Origin of the sequence: Paracoccus cavernae (assembly GCF_042430175.1) — a bacterium.
GTDB lineage: Bacteria > Pseudomonadota > Alphaproteobacteria > Rhodobacterales > Rhodobacteraceae > Paracoccus > Paracoccus cavernae.
In genome coordinates this window covers 310,129-322,782 of the sequence record NZ_JBHMDZ010000001.1, presented here as the reverse complement: position 1 = coordinate 322,782, position 12,654 = coordinate 310,129, and the positions used below count along the sequence as shown (strand labels likewise).

The following is a 12,654-nucleotide window of genomic DNA, read 5'->3' as shown; positions in this document are numbered from 1 at the left end:
TGCCGCCTGCGTCAGGCATTGCCGTCTTTGAAGTCGAGGCCCATTTCGTTGTAGCGCTCGGCCTCGTCCTGCCAGTTCTCGCGGACCTTGACGGTCAGGAACAGATGCACGGGGCGACCCATGAATTCGGTCAGCTCCTGACGCGCGGCCTGACCCACGGCTTTGATCGTCTCGCCGCCTTTGCCCAGAACGATGCCTTTGTGACCGTCACGCGAGACATAGACGATCTGGTCGACGCGGGCCGAGCCGTCCTTTTTCTCTTCCCATTTCTCGGTCTCGACCGTGAGCTGGTAGGGGATTTCCTCGTGCAGGCGCAGCGTCAGCTTTTCACGGGTAATTTCGGCGGCGATCATGCGCATCGGCAGATCGGCGACCTGATCCTCGGGGTAAAGCCATTCGCTCTCGGGCAGGCTTTCGGCGAGCCAGCCCAGAAGATCGTCGCAGCCATAGCCCTTCTCGGCCGAGATCAGGAAGGTTCGCACGAAGGGGAAGGCTTCGTTCATCTTTTGCGTCAGCGCGAGCAGGGTCTCGGCCTTCACGCGGTCGATCTTGTTGATCGCCAGCGCGACCGGACGGCCGTCGCTGCGTTCCTTCAGCGCGTCGAGAATGGCCTGAGCGCCCTCGGTCAGGCCGCGATGGGCCTCGATCAGCATGACGACGATATCGGCATCGGCGGCCCCGCCCCAGGCGGCTGCGACCATCGAGCGGTCAAGGCGGCGGCGCGGGCGGAAAATGCCGGGCGTGTCGACGAAGACGATCTGGCTTTGATCCTTCATCGCGATGCCGCGGATGCGGGCGCGGGTCGTCTGGACCTTATGCGTCACGATCGAGACTTTCGCCCCGACCATCTGGTTCAGAAGCGTCGATTTGCCGGCATTCGGCTCGCCGATCAGGGCGACGAAACCGGCGCGTGTGGTGGTTTCTTCGGTCATGCTTTCGCCTCGATCTGTTCCAGCAAAGCCGCTGCGGCGGCCTGTTCGATGCTGCGTTTGGTTCCGGCGCCCTGCGCCTTGGCGGTGCGGCCGTCATCCAGCCGGACCGTGATTTCGAATTGCGGCGCGTGGTCGGGACCCGAGCGGCCGGTCTGAATGTATTGCGGCGGCTTCATGCCATGGGCCTGCGCCCATTCCTGAAGCGCGGTTTTGGCATCGCGGCTGTCGGCATCGACCGAGGCCAGACGGCTGGCCCAAAGGCGCAGGATCACGGCGCGGGCGGTCTCGAAACCGGCATCAAGGTAAACGGCGGCCAGCACGGCCTCCATCGCGTCGGCGAGAAGCGCCTCTTTGCGGCGACCGCCCGAAAGCATCTCCGACCGCCCGAGTTTGAGCACCGCGCCCAGCCCGATTTCCCGCGCGACATCGGCGCAGGTTTCGCCGCGCACCAGCGCGTTGTAGCGCGGCGCAAGCTGGCCTTCCGAGGCCTCGCGATCGGCGAAAACCAGTGCCTCGGCCACGGTCAGGCCAAGCACGCGGTCGCCCAGAAATTCCAGCCGCTGGTTGTCGGGCCGCGTCGGGCTGCCGACCGAACCATGGGTCAATGCACGAATGAGAAGCTCGGGCCGTGAAAAATCATGCCCGAGCTTGGCCGAGAAAGCGCGAATGTCTTCAGAGAGCTTCAATGTACCGCCTTGAGGAAGCGATCAGGCCGCCAGGTCCAGAAATAGAGCAGCGATTTGCCTGCCGCAGAGAACATGATCAGATCCGCGCGCCCGATGAGGTTCTCGGCGGGGACAAAGCCCAGACCGCCGGTTGCGGGCGAGAAACGCGAATCCTCGGAATTGTCGCGGTTGTCGCCCATGAAGAAATACTGTCCTTCGGGCACCGTGAATTCGGGGGTGTTGTCGACGATCCAGCCATCGGTGAGGTTGAGCACATCATGGCTGCGACCGTTGGGGAGGGTCTCGGTATAACGGTCGACGAGGCAATCGCCGCCCGGCGCAACCGGATCGTTCGAGCAGGTCGGCACAAGACCCTGCGGGCCCTGCGGTTCCTTTTTCTCGACGAATTGCGGCGCGGGCTGCTGGGGTGCCTCGACGCCGTTGATCCACAGAATGCCTTCCTTCATCTGGATGCGGTCACCCGGCAGGCCGATCAGCCGCTTGATGAAATCCACATCCTTGCTGGGGTGGCGAAAGACCACGACATCGCCGCGCTCGGGGTCGGAACCCAGAATGCGGCCCGAGATCGGGCAGGCCGAGAAGGGGCAGGAGACTGCGGAATAGCCATAGGCCATTTTGTTGACGAAGAGGAAGTCGCCGATCAGCAGCGTGTCCTTCATCGACCCCGACGGGATCCAGAAGGGCTGGAAAAACAGCGTGCGGAAAATTCCGGCAATGAGCAGCGCCCAGAAGATCGTCTTGACGGTTTCCCAGATCCCGCCTTCTTTGCGCGCTGTCTTGTCGGCCATGTTCCGCCATTCCTGTGTCGGGGTTGCTGGCTGTTCATGGTCCCCCGCGGGGGAAAAAGTCAAGCGCGGCGCAGCCTGCGCAAGAAGGCGTTACCGCGAAAGCGCAGGCGGGCCGGCCTCCGGCAGGGCCTCGATCACCACGAAAGCCTGTGCCCAGGGGTGGTCGTCGGTCAAAGTGACATGGACCACCGCGCGGTGACCTTCGGGGGTCATTTCGGCCAGACGCTCTGCCGCCCAGCCGGTCAGACCCATGGTCGGCTGGCCGCTGCGCAGGTTTGTTACCGCCATATCCTTCCACGAGATGCCCATGGCAAGGCCTGTGCCGAGCGCCTTGGAGCAGGCCTCCTTTGCGGCCCAACGCTTGGCGAGCGTGCCCGCCTCGTCCTTGCGCCGCGCGGCTTTGGCAAGTTCCGTCGGAGTGAAAACGCGGTTGCGGAAGCGGTCGCCGTGGCGTTCGAGAACGCCGGCGATCCGCTCGATATTGCAAAGATCGGTCCCGATCCCGAGGATCATTCCACAAGGCCCCGCGCGATATCCATGCGGCGGCGCATTTCGGCAATCGCATCGCCGAGCCCGAGGAAAAGCGCCTCGGAGATCAGGAAATGCCCGATGTTGAGCTCGGCAATTTGCGGCATCATCGCGATCGGGCCGACGGTGTCGAAGGTCAGGCCGTGACCGGCATGGACTTCGAGGCCCAGCTCGTGCGCCAGTTCCGCCCCGCGTTGGAGACCGACAAGCTCGGCGTCGCGTTCCTGAATGCGGCCTTCGGTGTCGAAGTCGCAATAGGCGCCGGTGTGCAACTCGACCACCGCGGCACCGATGCGGGCCGAGGCCTCGATTTGGCGCGGCTCGTGGCCGATGAACATGGAAACGCGGCAACCCGCTTCGCGCAAGGGCACGATGAAATCGGCCAGACGCGCTTCGTCGCGGGCGACATCAAGACCGCCCTCGGTCGTGCGCTCCTCGCGCTTTTCGGGGACGATGCAGACGGCATGCGGACGGTGGCGCAGCGCGATCGCCTGCATTTCGGCCGTCGCGGCCATCTCGAAATTGAGCGGTTTGCGCAAAGTTGCCATCAGCGCCTCGATATCGGCATCCGAGATGTGGCGGCGGTCTTCGCGCAGATGGGCGGTGATCCCGTCCGCGCCGGCATCCTCGGCGATTTTCGCGGCGCGCAGCGGGTCGGGCCAAGGCGTGCCCCGCGCGTTGCGGACGGTTGCGACGTGATCGATATTGACGCCAAGGCGAAGCATGATTTCCTCCGGAGATGTAAAGGACAGGCTAGCCCAAGGGGCGCGCGGGGGCGAGTCCCGACGCCACCACCCACCACTGCGGTCGGGCAAGGGCTTGTGCAGCCGCGCGGGCCGCTGCGGGATCCGCGAAAATCCCGAAGCAGGTCGCGCCCGAGCCCGACATCCGCGCCAAAAGCGCGCCGCTGTCGCGCAGCGCGTCAAGGCAGGTCGCGATCTCGGGCAGGAGCGAGATTGCGGGCGCCTCGAGATCGTTGCGGCAGGTTTGCAGGAAATCGACCAACGCCGCGGTATCGCGAAATTCGGGCAGATCCGGCATCGCGGGATTGTCGCGCCTGGTCATGGCACGAAAAACCGCGGGCGTCGAAAGCCCTTTGCCCGGATTGACCAGCACCAGCGCCAAGGGCGGCAGGGTCGGGACGGGATCGAGGATCTCGCCAAGACCGCGCATCCGCACCGGCCGGCCCGCGAGGCAGACCGGCACATCGGCCCCAAGGCTTTCGGGACGGGCGGGATTGGCTCCCAAGGCCCGCAAAACCGCGGCCGCATCGGCAGAGCCTCCGCCGATCCCCGAGGCGACGGGCAGGTTCTTTTCCAGCGCAATCGCGACCTCGACCCCCGCGAGACGGGCGGCGCGCAGGCACAAATTGTCCGCATCGGCCGCGAGGCCGGCCGCGAAAGGCCCGCTGATCGACAGCGACAGGGGGCCTTCGGAGAGGTGGACGACATCGCCCACATCGGCAAAAACCACCAGAGAATCAAGGAGGTGATAGCCGTCGTCGCGCCGTCCGGTCACATGGAGCGTCAGGTTGATCTTGGCGGGCGCGGCTTGGGTGACGGGCAGGGCTTTGCCCGTCGCCTGCAGCAGGTCGTCAGTCGGCATCGGTGTCGGCACCGGCTCCGTTATCGGCGGGGGCCGAGGGCGCGGGTGCGGGCGTGGCACCGGGCGTGGCACCGGGCGCAATGCCGCGCGCAGCCTCGTCGGTCAGAACCGCATCAAGGCCGCGTTCCAGCTTGGCACGGATGCGGGTCTCTTCTTCTGGGGTTTCCGGATCGAGGCTCAGCGCGCGGTTCCACTGGATTTCCGCTTCGCGATGGCGTCCGACCATCCAGTAAATGTCGCCCATATGGTCATTGACCAGCGGATCGTCCGACATCGAGGCGATCGAGCGTTCCATCGGCGCGACGGCCTCGTTGTAGCGGCCAAGGCGGTAATAGGCCCAAGCCAGCGAATCGAGGATGTAGCCGTCGTCGGGGCTCAGCTCGACCGCGCGCTGGATCATCTTGAGCGCCTCGTCGAGCTGGATGTTGCGGTCGACCAGCGAATAGCCGAGGTAGTTCAGCACAGGCGCGGAATCGGGCTGGATCTCCAGCGCGGCGCGCATATCGGCCTCGGCCTTGTCGAACTGGCCCGAGCGTTCCAGCGCAATGCCGCGTGCGTAAAGCGGGAACCAGCGGGCGCGGCCCGCGCCGTCGAGCAGGCTGAGCGCCTTGTCGTAAGCAGGCACGGCCTGCGCGAATTTCTCCTGTTGGCGCAGAAGGTCACCCAAGGCGATCCAGCTTTGCGCCAGTTCGGGATGGGCCGAGGTCAGCGCGAGCGCCGCCTTTTCGGCATCATCGAGACGTTCCGCACGGGCCAGTGCATCGATACGGGCAAGCTCGGCGATCGGGCGCATCTCGCCTTGCTCGCGCAGGGCGTCGAATTCCTGTTCTGCCAGATCGAATTGCCCGACCGATTGCAAAAGCTGCGCGGTCAGAAGACGCGCCTCGCCGAGATCGGGCGCGAGATATTCCGCGAAACGGGCCTGAATGAGCGAGAGCGGATCGGGCTCTTCGGTCGAGGCAAGGGCGGTGGCGAAGGTCAGGAAAACCTGCGCGATCCCGTCTGCCGAGGTCTTGATGGAATCGAAGGGCAGGGTCTCGCCGGCCGCCAGCCTGTCGCGCAGCGCCAGAAGCGTCGGCTCGTCGGCCAAACGCGGCAGCGCGTCGAGCATGGCCACGGCCTCGTCATTGCGTTCGAGCTGCGAGAGAACCTGCGCGCGGGCGATGATCCCGAGGATATGCCCGCCCGCCGCATCATCGGCGAGCAGGGTATTGGCGGCCTCGAAATCGCCGACCTTCGCTTTGGCCAGCGCGAGGTGATATTGTACGATCCCCTGCGCACCGGGAATGCGCGCGAGACGCTCGAATGCGGCGATCGCATCGCCGGCCTTGCCCGCGCCGAGCAGCGCCCAGGCGTGGATCATCCCGTCGAGAAGACGGCCCTCGCCGGTCGCATCGTCGTTGGGGCTGCCCTGCATCGCGGCTTCGCTGCGCGCCAGAAGGCCGTCCCAATCGCCGGTCCTTGCCATTTCGACTCGCAAAACCAGCTGCGACAGCTCGGTGCCGGTATCGGGATTTCCGTCCACGGTCGCCTGCTGCGCCAGATGGACCGCCTTGGCGATCTCGCCCGCCGAAATCATAGAGACAAGCGTGCTGTCGAGCAGGTAGGGATCGGTGCCGTTCTGGCCCAAAGCCAGCGCATAATAGCGCGAGGCCGCGACGAAATCGCTGTCCAGCGCCGCCTGACGCGCCGCGAGATAGGGGCCGGCATTGCTGAGGGTCAGCTCCACCTCGGGGTGATTCGCATCGGCTTCGGCCGTGGCTTCCGCCCCGCCGGTGCCGCTTTCGGGCACGTCGGGCTTGGGCGCAGGCGGTTCCTGCGCGTTCAGCGGCGAGGCAGCAAGCAGCGCCATCAGCGCCAGCGGGATCAGTCTTTTGGTCACGAAATCCAGCCCGATCAATCATGTCATTGCGCCGACCCTAACGAGCAGGCGGGTAATCGGCAACGGCGGGCGGCCGATCAGCCGCCCCTCCAAGTGCATAAAGTCGTGATCACATATTCGGGTAGTTCGGCCCGTCACCACCCTGCGGCGTCGTCCAGTTGATGTTCTGCGAGGGATCCTTGATGTCGCAGGTCTTGCAGTGGACGCAGTTCTGGAAGTTGATCTGGAAGCGCGGACCCTCGGGACCGTCGAGCACCTCGTAGACGCCGGCGGGGCAGTAACGCTGTGCCGGTTCGTCATATTCGGGCAGGTTGACCGCGATCGGGATGCTTGCATCCTTCAGCTTCAGGTGGCTCGGCTGGCTTTCCTCGTGGTTGGTAAAGGAAAACGCGACGTTGGTGAGCCGGTCGAAGGACAGTTTGCCGTCGGGGCGCGGATAGTCGATTTTCTTGTAATCCTTGGCCTTGCCGGTCGCTGCCGCATCGGTTTTGCCGTGTTTCCACGTCCCGAGCGGGTTCCAGCCGGTGATATTGGCCACCCACATGTCGAACCCGCCCAGCACGAGGCTGGAGGTCAGGCCGAGCTTGGACCAAAGCGGTTTGACGTTGCGCACCGGCTTGAGGTCGCGCGCGATCGGGCCCGAGCGGACCTCGGCCTCGTAGCTCACTAGCTCGTCGCCCTTGCGGCCTGCGGCGATTGCTTCGGCTGCGGCTTCGGCTGCGGCAATACCCGAAAGCATGGCGTTATGGTTGCCCTTGATGCGCGGCACGTTCACCAGTCCCGCCGAACAGCCCAGAAGCGCGCCGCCGGGGAAGGTCATTTTCGGGATCGACTGCCAGCCGCCCTCGGAAATCGCGCGCGCGCCGTAAGCGACGCGTTTGCCGCCTTCCAGCAGTTCGGCGACCAGCGGGTGATGCTTGAAACGCTGGAATTCCATATAGGGATAAAGATGCGGGTTGGCGTAGTTGAGGTGGACGACGAAGCCCACCAGCACCTGATTGCCCTCGAGGTGATAGACGAAAGAGCCGCCGCCCGCATTCTTGCCCAAGGGCCAGCCCATCGTATGGGTCACGGTGCCGGGTTTGGCTTTGGCGGGGTCGATCTCCCAGATCTCTTTCATGCCGAGGCCGAATTTTTGCGGCTCGTGCCCTTTGGAAAGGTCGTATTTCGCGATGACTTCTTTCGACAGCGATCCGCGTACGCCTTCGGCCAGCAGGACATATTTGCCGCGCAGCTCCATGCCGGGTTCGTATTGCGGACCCGGCGTTCCGTCGGCATTCAGGCCCATCTCGCCCGCGATGACGCCCGCAACGCGGTCGCCGTCCATGACGAGCGCCGAGCAGGACATGCCGGGGAAGATCTCGACCTCAAGCGCCTCGGCCTGTTCGGCCATCCAGCGGCAGACATTGCCCATCGAGACGATATACTTGCCGTGGTTCGACATCAGCGGCGGCATCGGCCAGTTCGGGACGCGGATCTGGCCTGCGGGGCCGAGCAGGTAGAAGTTGTCCTCGATCACCGGCGTATGGATCGGCGCGCCCTTGTCCTTCCAGTCGGGGATCAGCTGATCGAGACCCGAGGTGTCCAGCACCGCGCCCGACAGGATATGCGCCCCGATTTCGGAGCCCTTTTCCAGCACGACGACCGAAAGCTCGGGATTGATCTGTTTGAGGCGAATCGCGGCGGAAAGACCCGCAGGACCCCCGCCGACGATCACGACGTCATATTCCATCGACTCGCGGCTCACTTGATCCATGCTTGGTATCCCCCCTGGCGAATGTTTCGTGCGCGTGACTTTCGCGACAACACCTAGCGCGTATTATTATTGCTCGCAATCTTCACGCAGCGCAGCAATGCAACTGCGGCGTTGCGTTTCTTTCATCGGCCCTATGATCCGCCCTGCACGGGGTTCGGCCGCGCTATCGGGGGCGTCAATCCATCGGCAATGAAGCGCGCGGACAGGGCTTTGTCCTGCCATGCAGTCTTGCATGCGGCCTCAGAACGAGCCACGATACTGCTTGGTTTTACAGAGCGCCCCCAGCCTTCCGGTCGGGGGCGTTCGAATAGTATTCGCGCAAGGGCCGCGGAAAGGACTGGAATGGAGAAGATTCTGATTACCCGTGCGGGTTTCGATCAACTCGATGAAGAGTTGCGCGTGCTCCGCACCCAAGACCGCCCTGCCGTTATCCGCGAGATTGCGGAAGCCCGCGAACATGGCGACCTGTCCGAAAACGCCGAATACCACGCCGCCCGCGAAAAGCAGAGCCTTCTGGAGGGCCGCATCAAGGAACTCGAAGGCCTGATCTCGCGCGCCGATGTCATCGATTGCGCCAAGCTTTCCGGAAGCATCAAATTTGGTGCGACCGTGAAACTCGTGGACGAGGACACCGAGGAAGAGCGTACCTTCCAGATCGTCGGCGAGGCCGAAGCCGATCTCGAGCGCGGTCTTCTCAATATCCGCTCGCCGCTTGCCCGTGCCCTGATCGGCAAGGACGAAGGTGACAGCGTCGAAGTTGTGACCCCCGGCGGCGGCAAATCCTACGAGATCCTCTCGGTCGTATTCCAATAACTACCCCAATAAAAACAACAACGAGCCCGGGTCACATGAACGACATCCGCGAAAACCTTCGCCGCATCGCAGCCGAGCAATCTCGTGACCGGCTGGTGCTGATAGGGGGCGCGGCGACGGTCGTCTGGCTCGTGCTCGTTGTGCTGCTCAAGCTGTTCGGCGCGAGTGGCGATGCCGATGTCGAAACCAGCGCCGTCAGCAAATTGCTGTCTTTCGCGGGCCTCGTCACGCCGCTGGCGCTGATCTGGCTTGCGGTCGGGTTGGGCCGCGCGATCGCGGGCCTTCAGGCCGAAGCGATCGAACTGCGCGCCAGCCTTGCGCTGATCGGGCGCGATGACGTGCCGCAGGCCCCTGCGATCCGTCATGTCCCTGCAGCGCCCGCCCCGCGCGCGCAGGCGCAGGGCGCGCAAGCAGCCTCAGGGCAGGCGGGGGCACAGGCCGGGCAACAGGCCGCGCCCGAGGATGAAGGCGCGTTGGCGCTCGACGAATACGAGCTGATCGCCGCGATCAACTTTCCCGACGGGCCGGACGATCAGGAGGCGATCTCGGCTTTGCGCAAGGCCCTTGCCGATCCCGAGCTGGCCCGGCTGATCCGCGCCGCACAGGATGTGGTCACGCTTTTGTCCAAGCGCGGCGTCTATATGGAAGAGCTCTACACCCGCGAGCCCGATGCCGCCGGCTGGCGGCGCTTTGCCGAAGGGACGCGCGGGGCCTCGCTGCAGGGGCTGACGCTCGATGTGGATGCACAGTTTCTTGATACCGCATCCGACATGATGCGCTTCGACGAGGTTTTCCGCGACGTTGCCCAGCATTTTCTGCGCCGCTACGACAAGCTGATCGGCCGCGCCGCGCCCGAGCTGGACGACCGCCTGCTTTTGGCGATGACCTATACCCGTTCGGGCCGCGCCTTTACCTTGCTGGCGCAGGCGACGGGGATGATCGGGAACTACCAGCCGCAGGGCGAGCAAAACGCATGATCTCGGCCGGCCCGCTCCAGGGCCAGCCGATGCGCGCGCGGCCGACCGGCGCGAAGCCGAGCATCTTGTAAAGCGCGCGCGCCGCCTCGTTCGTGGCCGACAGCTCGACCCGCAAACCGGCATAGCCGCGCTCTTGCGCAAGCTCTGCCGCCGCTGCGACCAATGCCTGACCATAGCCGCGCCCGCGCAGTTCCGGCCGCACGATCAGCCCGTCGAGCACCATGTCGCTGGTGGCCGGCCCGCTGCGGTGGAGCCGGTTCGCCCAGAGCGCCATACGCCCGCGCAAAGGCCCGCAATGTTGGATCACTGCGGCGCGATCGGGCGCGAGAAAACCGCCCCCCGCATCGCGGATCCCCGCCATCGCCGCCAGCCCGCCATCGGGCGACAGCGCGACCAGCGCCATCGCGGGGCGCAGGCTGGCCGCGACCAGCGCCGCGCCGCGTGCATCGTCCAGTGCAAAGGGCAGGATCTCGCGGCCGAAGCCCTGCCAGTAAAGCCGCGCGGCCTCGGGGCGGTGTTCGGGGCGAAGCCCCAGCCCGACGGCGAAACGGGGCTGGAATGAGCCAGTCGTCAACATGGGGCGATCCCTTGTCTTGCCCGAGCGAAAGCGTCAAGCTGGGACATATCCCCCAGCCGAAAAGACCTTTCCCGCCTTGTCCCCGATTTCCCCCCTCTCTGCAAATGGTGCAGAGCCCGCCTTGACGCCTGCACAAGCGCGCGCGCTGGCCCGCACACCGGCGCAATGTTTCTGGCATGCGGTGGTGCAGTCGCTGCCCTTTCTGCTGGTTCTGGTGCCTTTCGGCCTGCTGTTCGGTGTCGTCTCGGTCGAGGCGGGTCTGGATCTGGTGCAGGTCGCGGGCTTTTCGGTCTTCGTGCTGGCGGGGGCTTCGCAATTCACCGCGGTGCAGCTGATGCTGGATCAGGCACCGATGATCGTGATCATCATCTCGGCTTTGGCGGTCAATCTGCGGCTCGCGATGTATTCCGCGGCGCTGGTGCCTTGGCTCGGAGGGGCCTCGGCGCGGCAAAGGGGCTGGATCGCCTATCTGCTGGTCGACCAGACCTACGGGCTTGCGGTCCAGCATTACGAGCGCAATCCGCGGCTGAGGCTGGACCAGAGGCTCGGCTATTTCCTCGGGGCATCGGTGGCGATGGGCGCGCCCTGGGTCGTGGTCAGCCTGATCGGCGCGCGGATCGGCAAGGCCATTCCCGAAAGCTGGGCGCTGGATTTCGCGGTGCCGATCACCTTTCTGGCGATGATCGCCCCGATGCTGCGCACGCCCGCCCATATTGCTGCGGTGCTGGTCTCGATCCTTGCCTCTCTGGTCTTTTCCTTCCTGCCCTCGGGGCTGGGACTGCTGATCGCCGCGCCTTTGGCGATGGCGACCGGCGCTTGGGTCGAGGTTTTGACCGAACGGCGCCGCGCGCGCCTTGGCGGAGTGTGAGCCATGGCGGATTGGCAGATCTGGACGATCATTCTGGCTTTGGGTCTGGGCACCTATGCCCTGCGCTGGTCGTTTCTGGGCGCGATCGGAGACCGTCCGATTCCGGTCTGGGCCGAGCGGCTCCTGCGCTACACCGCCGTGGGCGTCCTGCCCGCGCTGGTCGCGCCGATGGTCGCATGGCCGCCCGCGACCGGCGGTCAGACCGATCCGGCGCGGCTGACGGCAGCGATCGCAACGCTTGCGGTCGGGCTTTTGACCCGCAACACCCTCGCCGCGATTCTGGCCGGCGGTTTCACCATGTTCGGGATGCTCCAGATCCTCGGCTAGGGCGGCGCAAAGCGAAACGGCCCCGAACCAAGGTCCGGAGCCGTTTGCGGTCTTGTAATGTCCATGACGCCTTTGGCGCGCTTACTGGGCGTTCGCGTGAAGCTGGCCGTCCTTGCCGTAACCCGCGACGACGCCGTTCTTCTGGCGCAGCAGCACGTCATGGTTGTTGGCCGGATCGCCGTCCATATGCTTTCTCGAGGTCACGCCCGGCAGGGTGACGAACCAGTTGCGCAGCTTGAGCGGCGAGAAGCCCGAGGGGGCGCCTTCGAAACCGGGAATGCGACGCAGCACCTGTCCGGTCGAGACCGCGCAGAAGCTCTTGTTGGTCGCACCCTGCTGCTCGGCCGAGCGGATCGCGAGATCGGCGATTTCACGCGACACGAGCTTGGTGTCATCGGCGACCCAATAGGTCTCGCGCGCGTGGTAGTCGATGTAGAAGTTCTTGAAGTTCGGCGTGATCCCGTAAAGCACGTCGTGGCGCTCGGGGATCGAGGGATGTTCCCAGCTGCCGGCGGGGTCGAAGATGACGCGCTGGCTGCCGTTGATCATCAGGGCCGAATGCGCACCCTCGCCGCGCGGGATCCCCATCACGGTCAGAAGGGTGATCGCAGTCGGCTCGTTGGGATCGGAGTAACGCACGCGGCGCAGGCTCTCGTCGCTGGCCCATTTGTTATCGGCTCCACAAGCCGCCAGCACGGCCGGCAGCGTCAGCGCAAGAAAGGTCCGCCGTTGCATCAATCAGATCCCCCGCAGGTCGGCTCAGGCGTTGGTCAGCGCCATGAAAACAAGCGTGGCGATCGACAGGCCGCTGACCCAGATCGCGCCGCGGATGAAGCCCGCAAAGGTCTTTTCCTGCTCGCGGATATCCATTTTGCCCACAACATAGGGGGTGTTATCGTTCTGGTTGGCCATGTC

Annotated in this window: 15 protein-coding genes; 4 read left to right on the top strand and 11 right to left on the bottom strand. The window is 65.0% G+C overall.

Features of this window, described 5'->3' with window-relative positions; all coding sequences use genetic code 11:
• Positions 1 to 11: 11 nt before the first annotated feature.
• The 8 genes from era to ACFFUC_RS01590 form a co-directional block, all read right to left on the bottom strand.
• Complete coding sequence (gene era, locus ACFFUC_RS01625) at positions 12 to 932, bottom strand: GTPase Era (protein WP_377682892.1); 921 nt, start codon at positions 930 to 932, stop codon at positions 12 to 14.
• Complete coding sequence (gene rnc / locus ACFFUC_RS01620) at positions 929 to 1,618, bottom strand: ribonuclease III (protein ID WP_377682891.1); 690 nt, start codon at positions 1,616 to 1,618, stop codon at positions 929 to 931. Before rnc ends, era begins: the two co-directional genes overlap by 4 nt.
• Positions 1,615 to 2,406, bottom strand: a complete 792-nt coding sequence (gene lepB / locus ACFFUC_RS01615) for a signal peptidase I (protein ID WP_377682889.1) — start codon at positions 2,404 to 2,406, stop codon at positions 1,615 to 1,617. Before lepB ends, rnc begins: the two co-directional genes overlap by 4 nt.
• Before the next feature lie 90 nt (positions 2,407 to 2,496).
• Positions 2,497 to 2,919 carry a holo-ACP synthase gene (gene acpS, locus ACFFUC_RS01610; protein ID WP_377682887.1) on the bottom strand — a complete coding sequence of 141 codons (423 nt, stop codon included), beginning with the start codon at positions 2,917 to 2,919 and terminating at the stop codon, positions 2,497 to 2,499.
• Positions 2,916 to 3,659, bottom strand: a complete 744-nt coding sequence (locus ACFFUC_RS01605) for a pyridoxine 5'-phosphate synthase (protein ID WP_377682885.1) — start codon at positions 3,657 to 3,659, stop codon at positions 2,916 to 2,918. The genes acpS and ACFFUC_RS01605 overlap by 4 nt, the downstream gene beginning before the upstream one ends.
• A 28-nt stretch (positions 3,660 to 3,687) precedes the next feature.
• Positions 3,688 to 4,539 carry a 4-(cytidine 5'-diphospho)-2-C-methyl-D-erythritol kinase gene (locus tag ACFFUC_RS01600; protein WP_377682884.1) on the bottom strand — a complete coding sequence of 284 codons (852 nt, stop codon included), beginning with the start codon at positions 4,537 to 4,539 and terminating at the stop codon, positions 3,688 to 3,690.
• Positions 4,529 to 5,650, bottom strand: a complete 1,122-nt coding sequence (locus tag ACFFUC_RS01595; protein ID WP_377683603.1) for a tetratricopeptide repeat protein — start codon at positions 5,648 to 5,650, stop codon at positions 4,529 to 4,531. Before ACFFUC_RS01595 ends, ACFFUC_RS01600 begins: the two co-directional genes overlap by 11 nt.
• 880 nt (positions 5,651 to 6,530) lie before the next feature.
• Positions 6,531 to 8,177, bottom strand: coding sequence for an electron transfer flavoprotein-ubiquinone oxidoreductase (locus ACFFUC_RS01590; protein ID WP_377682882.1), 1,647 nt, complete (start codon positions 8,175 to 8,177; stop codon positions 6,531 to 6,533).
• 342 nt (positions 8,178 to 8,519) lie between these two features.
• On the opposite strand from ACFFUC_RS01590, the gene greA reads away from it, so the two are divergent.
• Together greA and ACFFUC_RS01580 are read left to right on the top strand one after the other, a co-directional pair.
• Positions 8,520 to 8,990 (top strand): transcription elongation factor GreA, encoded by a 471-nt coding sequence (greA, locus tag ACFFUC_RS01585; RefSeq protein ID WP_377682880.1) that lies wholly within the window; start codon positions 8,520 to 8,522, stop codon positions 8,988 to 8,990.
• A gap of 35 nt (positions 8,991 to 9,025) precedes the next feature.
• Positions 9,026 to 9,967, top strand: a complete 942-nt coding sequence (locus tag ACFFUC_RS01580) for a hypothetical protein (RefSeq protein ID WP_377682879.1) — start codon at positions 9,026 to 9,028, stop codon at positions 9,965 to 9,967.
• Here ACFFUC_RS01580 and ACFFUC_RS01575 read toward each other — a convergent pair.
• Entirely contained in the window at positions 9,900 to 10,544 is a 645-nt protein-coding gene (locus tag ACFFUC_RS01575; protein WP_377682877.1) for a GNAT family N-acetyltransferase, read from the bottom strand. The genes ACFFUC_RS01580 and ACFFUC_RS01575 overlap by 68 nt on opposite strands.
• Before the next feature lie 145 nt (positions 10,545 to 10,689).
• Between ACFFUC_RS01575 and ACFFUC_RS01570 the strand changes: the two genes are divergently transcribed.
• Together ACFFUC_RS01570 and ACFFUC_RS01565 are read left to right on the top strand one after the other, a co-directional pair.
• Complete coding sequence (locus ACFFUC_RS01570) at positions 10,690 to 11,412, top strand: AzlC family ABC transporter permease (RefSeq protein ID WP_377683602.1); 723 nt, start codon at positions 10,690 to 10,692, stop codon at positions 11,410 to 11,412.
• A 3-nt stretch (positions 11,413 to 11,415) separates the two neighbouring features.
• Complete coding sequence (locus ACFFUC_RS01565) at positions 11,416 to 11,739, top strand: branched-chain amino acid transport AzlD family protein (protein WP_377682875.1); 324 nt, start codon at positions 11,416 to 11,418, stop codon at positions 11,737 to 11,739.
• An 81-nt stretch (positions 11,740 to 11,820) separates the two neighbouring features.
• On the opposite strand, the gene ACFFUC_RS01560 is transcribed toward ACFFUC_RS01565, so the two are convergent.
• Positions 11,821 to 12,474 carry a prenyltransferase/squalene oxidase repeat-containing protein gene (locus ACFFUC_RS01560; RefSeq protein WP_377682873.1) on the bottom strand — a complete coding sequence of 218 codons (654 nt, stop codon included), beginning with the start codon at positions 12,472 to 12,474 and terminating at the stop codon, positions 11,821 to 11,823.
• 24 nt (positions 12,475 to 12,498) lie between these two features.
• Positions 12,499 to 12,651, bottom strand: a complete 153-nt coding sequence (locus ACFFUC_RS01555) for an aa3-type cytochrome c oxidase subunit IV (RefSeq protein ID WP_377682871.1) — start codon at positions 12,649 to 12,651, stop codon at positions 12,499 to 12,501.
• Positions 12,652 to 12,654: the final 3 nt, after the last annotated feature.

Excerpts from the sequence above, each read along its gene's own strand:
- era (WP_377682892.1), bottom strand. The coding sequence starts at position 932 with ATGACCGAAGAAACCACCACACGCGCCGGTTTCGTCGCCCTGATCGGC.
- lepB (WP_377682889.1), bottom strand. The coding sequence starts at position 2,406 with ATGGCCGACAAGACAGCGCGCAAAGAAGGCGGGATCTGGGAAACCGTC.
- acpS (WP_377682887.1), bottom strand. The coding sequence starts at position 2,919 with ATGATCCTCGGGATCGGGACCGATCTTTGCAATATCGAGCGGATCGCC.
- ACFFUC_RS01605 (WP_377682885.1), bottom strand. The coding sequence starts at position 3,659 with ATGCTTCGCCTTGGCGTCAATATCGATCACGTCGCAACCGTCCGCAAC.
- ACFFUC_RS01600 (WP_377682884.1), bottom strand. The coding sequence starts at position 4,539 with ATGCCGACTGACGACCTGCTGCAGGCGACGGGCAAAGCCCTGCCCGTC.
- ACFFUC_RS01595 (WP_377683603.1), bottom strand. The coding sequence starts at position 5,650 with ATGCTCGACGCGCTGCCGCGTTTGGCCGACGAGCCGACGCTTCTGGCG.
- ACFFUC_RS01590 (WP_377682882.1), bottom strand. The coding sequence starts at position 8,177 with ATGGATCAAGTGAGCCGCGAGTCGATGGAATATGACGTCGTGATCGTC.
- greA (WP_377682880.1), top strand. The coding sequence starts at position 8,520 with ATGGAGAAGATTCTGATTACCCGTGCGGGTTTCGATCAACTCGATGAA.
- ACFFUC_RS01580 (WP_377682879.1), top strand. The coding sequence starts at position 9,026 with ATGAACGACATCCGCGAAAACCTTCGCCGCATCGCAGCCGAGCAATCT.
- ACFFUC_RS01575 (WP_377682877.1), bottom strand. The coding sequence starts at position 10,544 with ATGTTGACGACTGGCTCATTCCAGCCCCGTTTCGCCGTCGGGCTGGGG.
- ACFFUC_RS01565 (WP_377682875.1), top strand. The coding sequence starts at position 11,416 with ATGGCGGATTGGCAGATCTGGACGATCATTCTGGCTTTGGGTCTGGGC.
- ACFFUC_RS01560 (WP_377682873.1), bottom strand. The coding sequence starts at position 12,474 with ATGCAACGGCGGACCTTTCTTGCGCTGACGCTGCCGGCCGTGCTGGCG.
- ACFFUC_RS01555 (WP_377682871.1), bottom strand. The coding sequence starts at position 12,651 with ATGGCCAACCAGAACGATAACACCCCCTATGTTGTGGGCAAAATGGAT.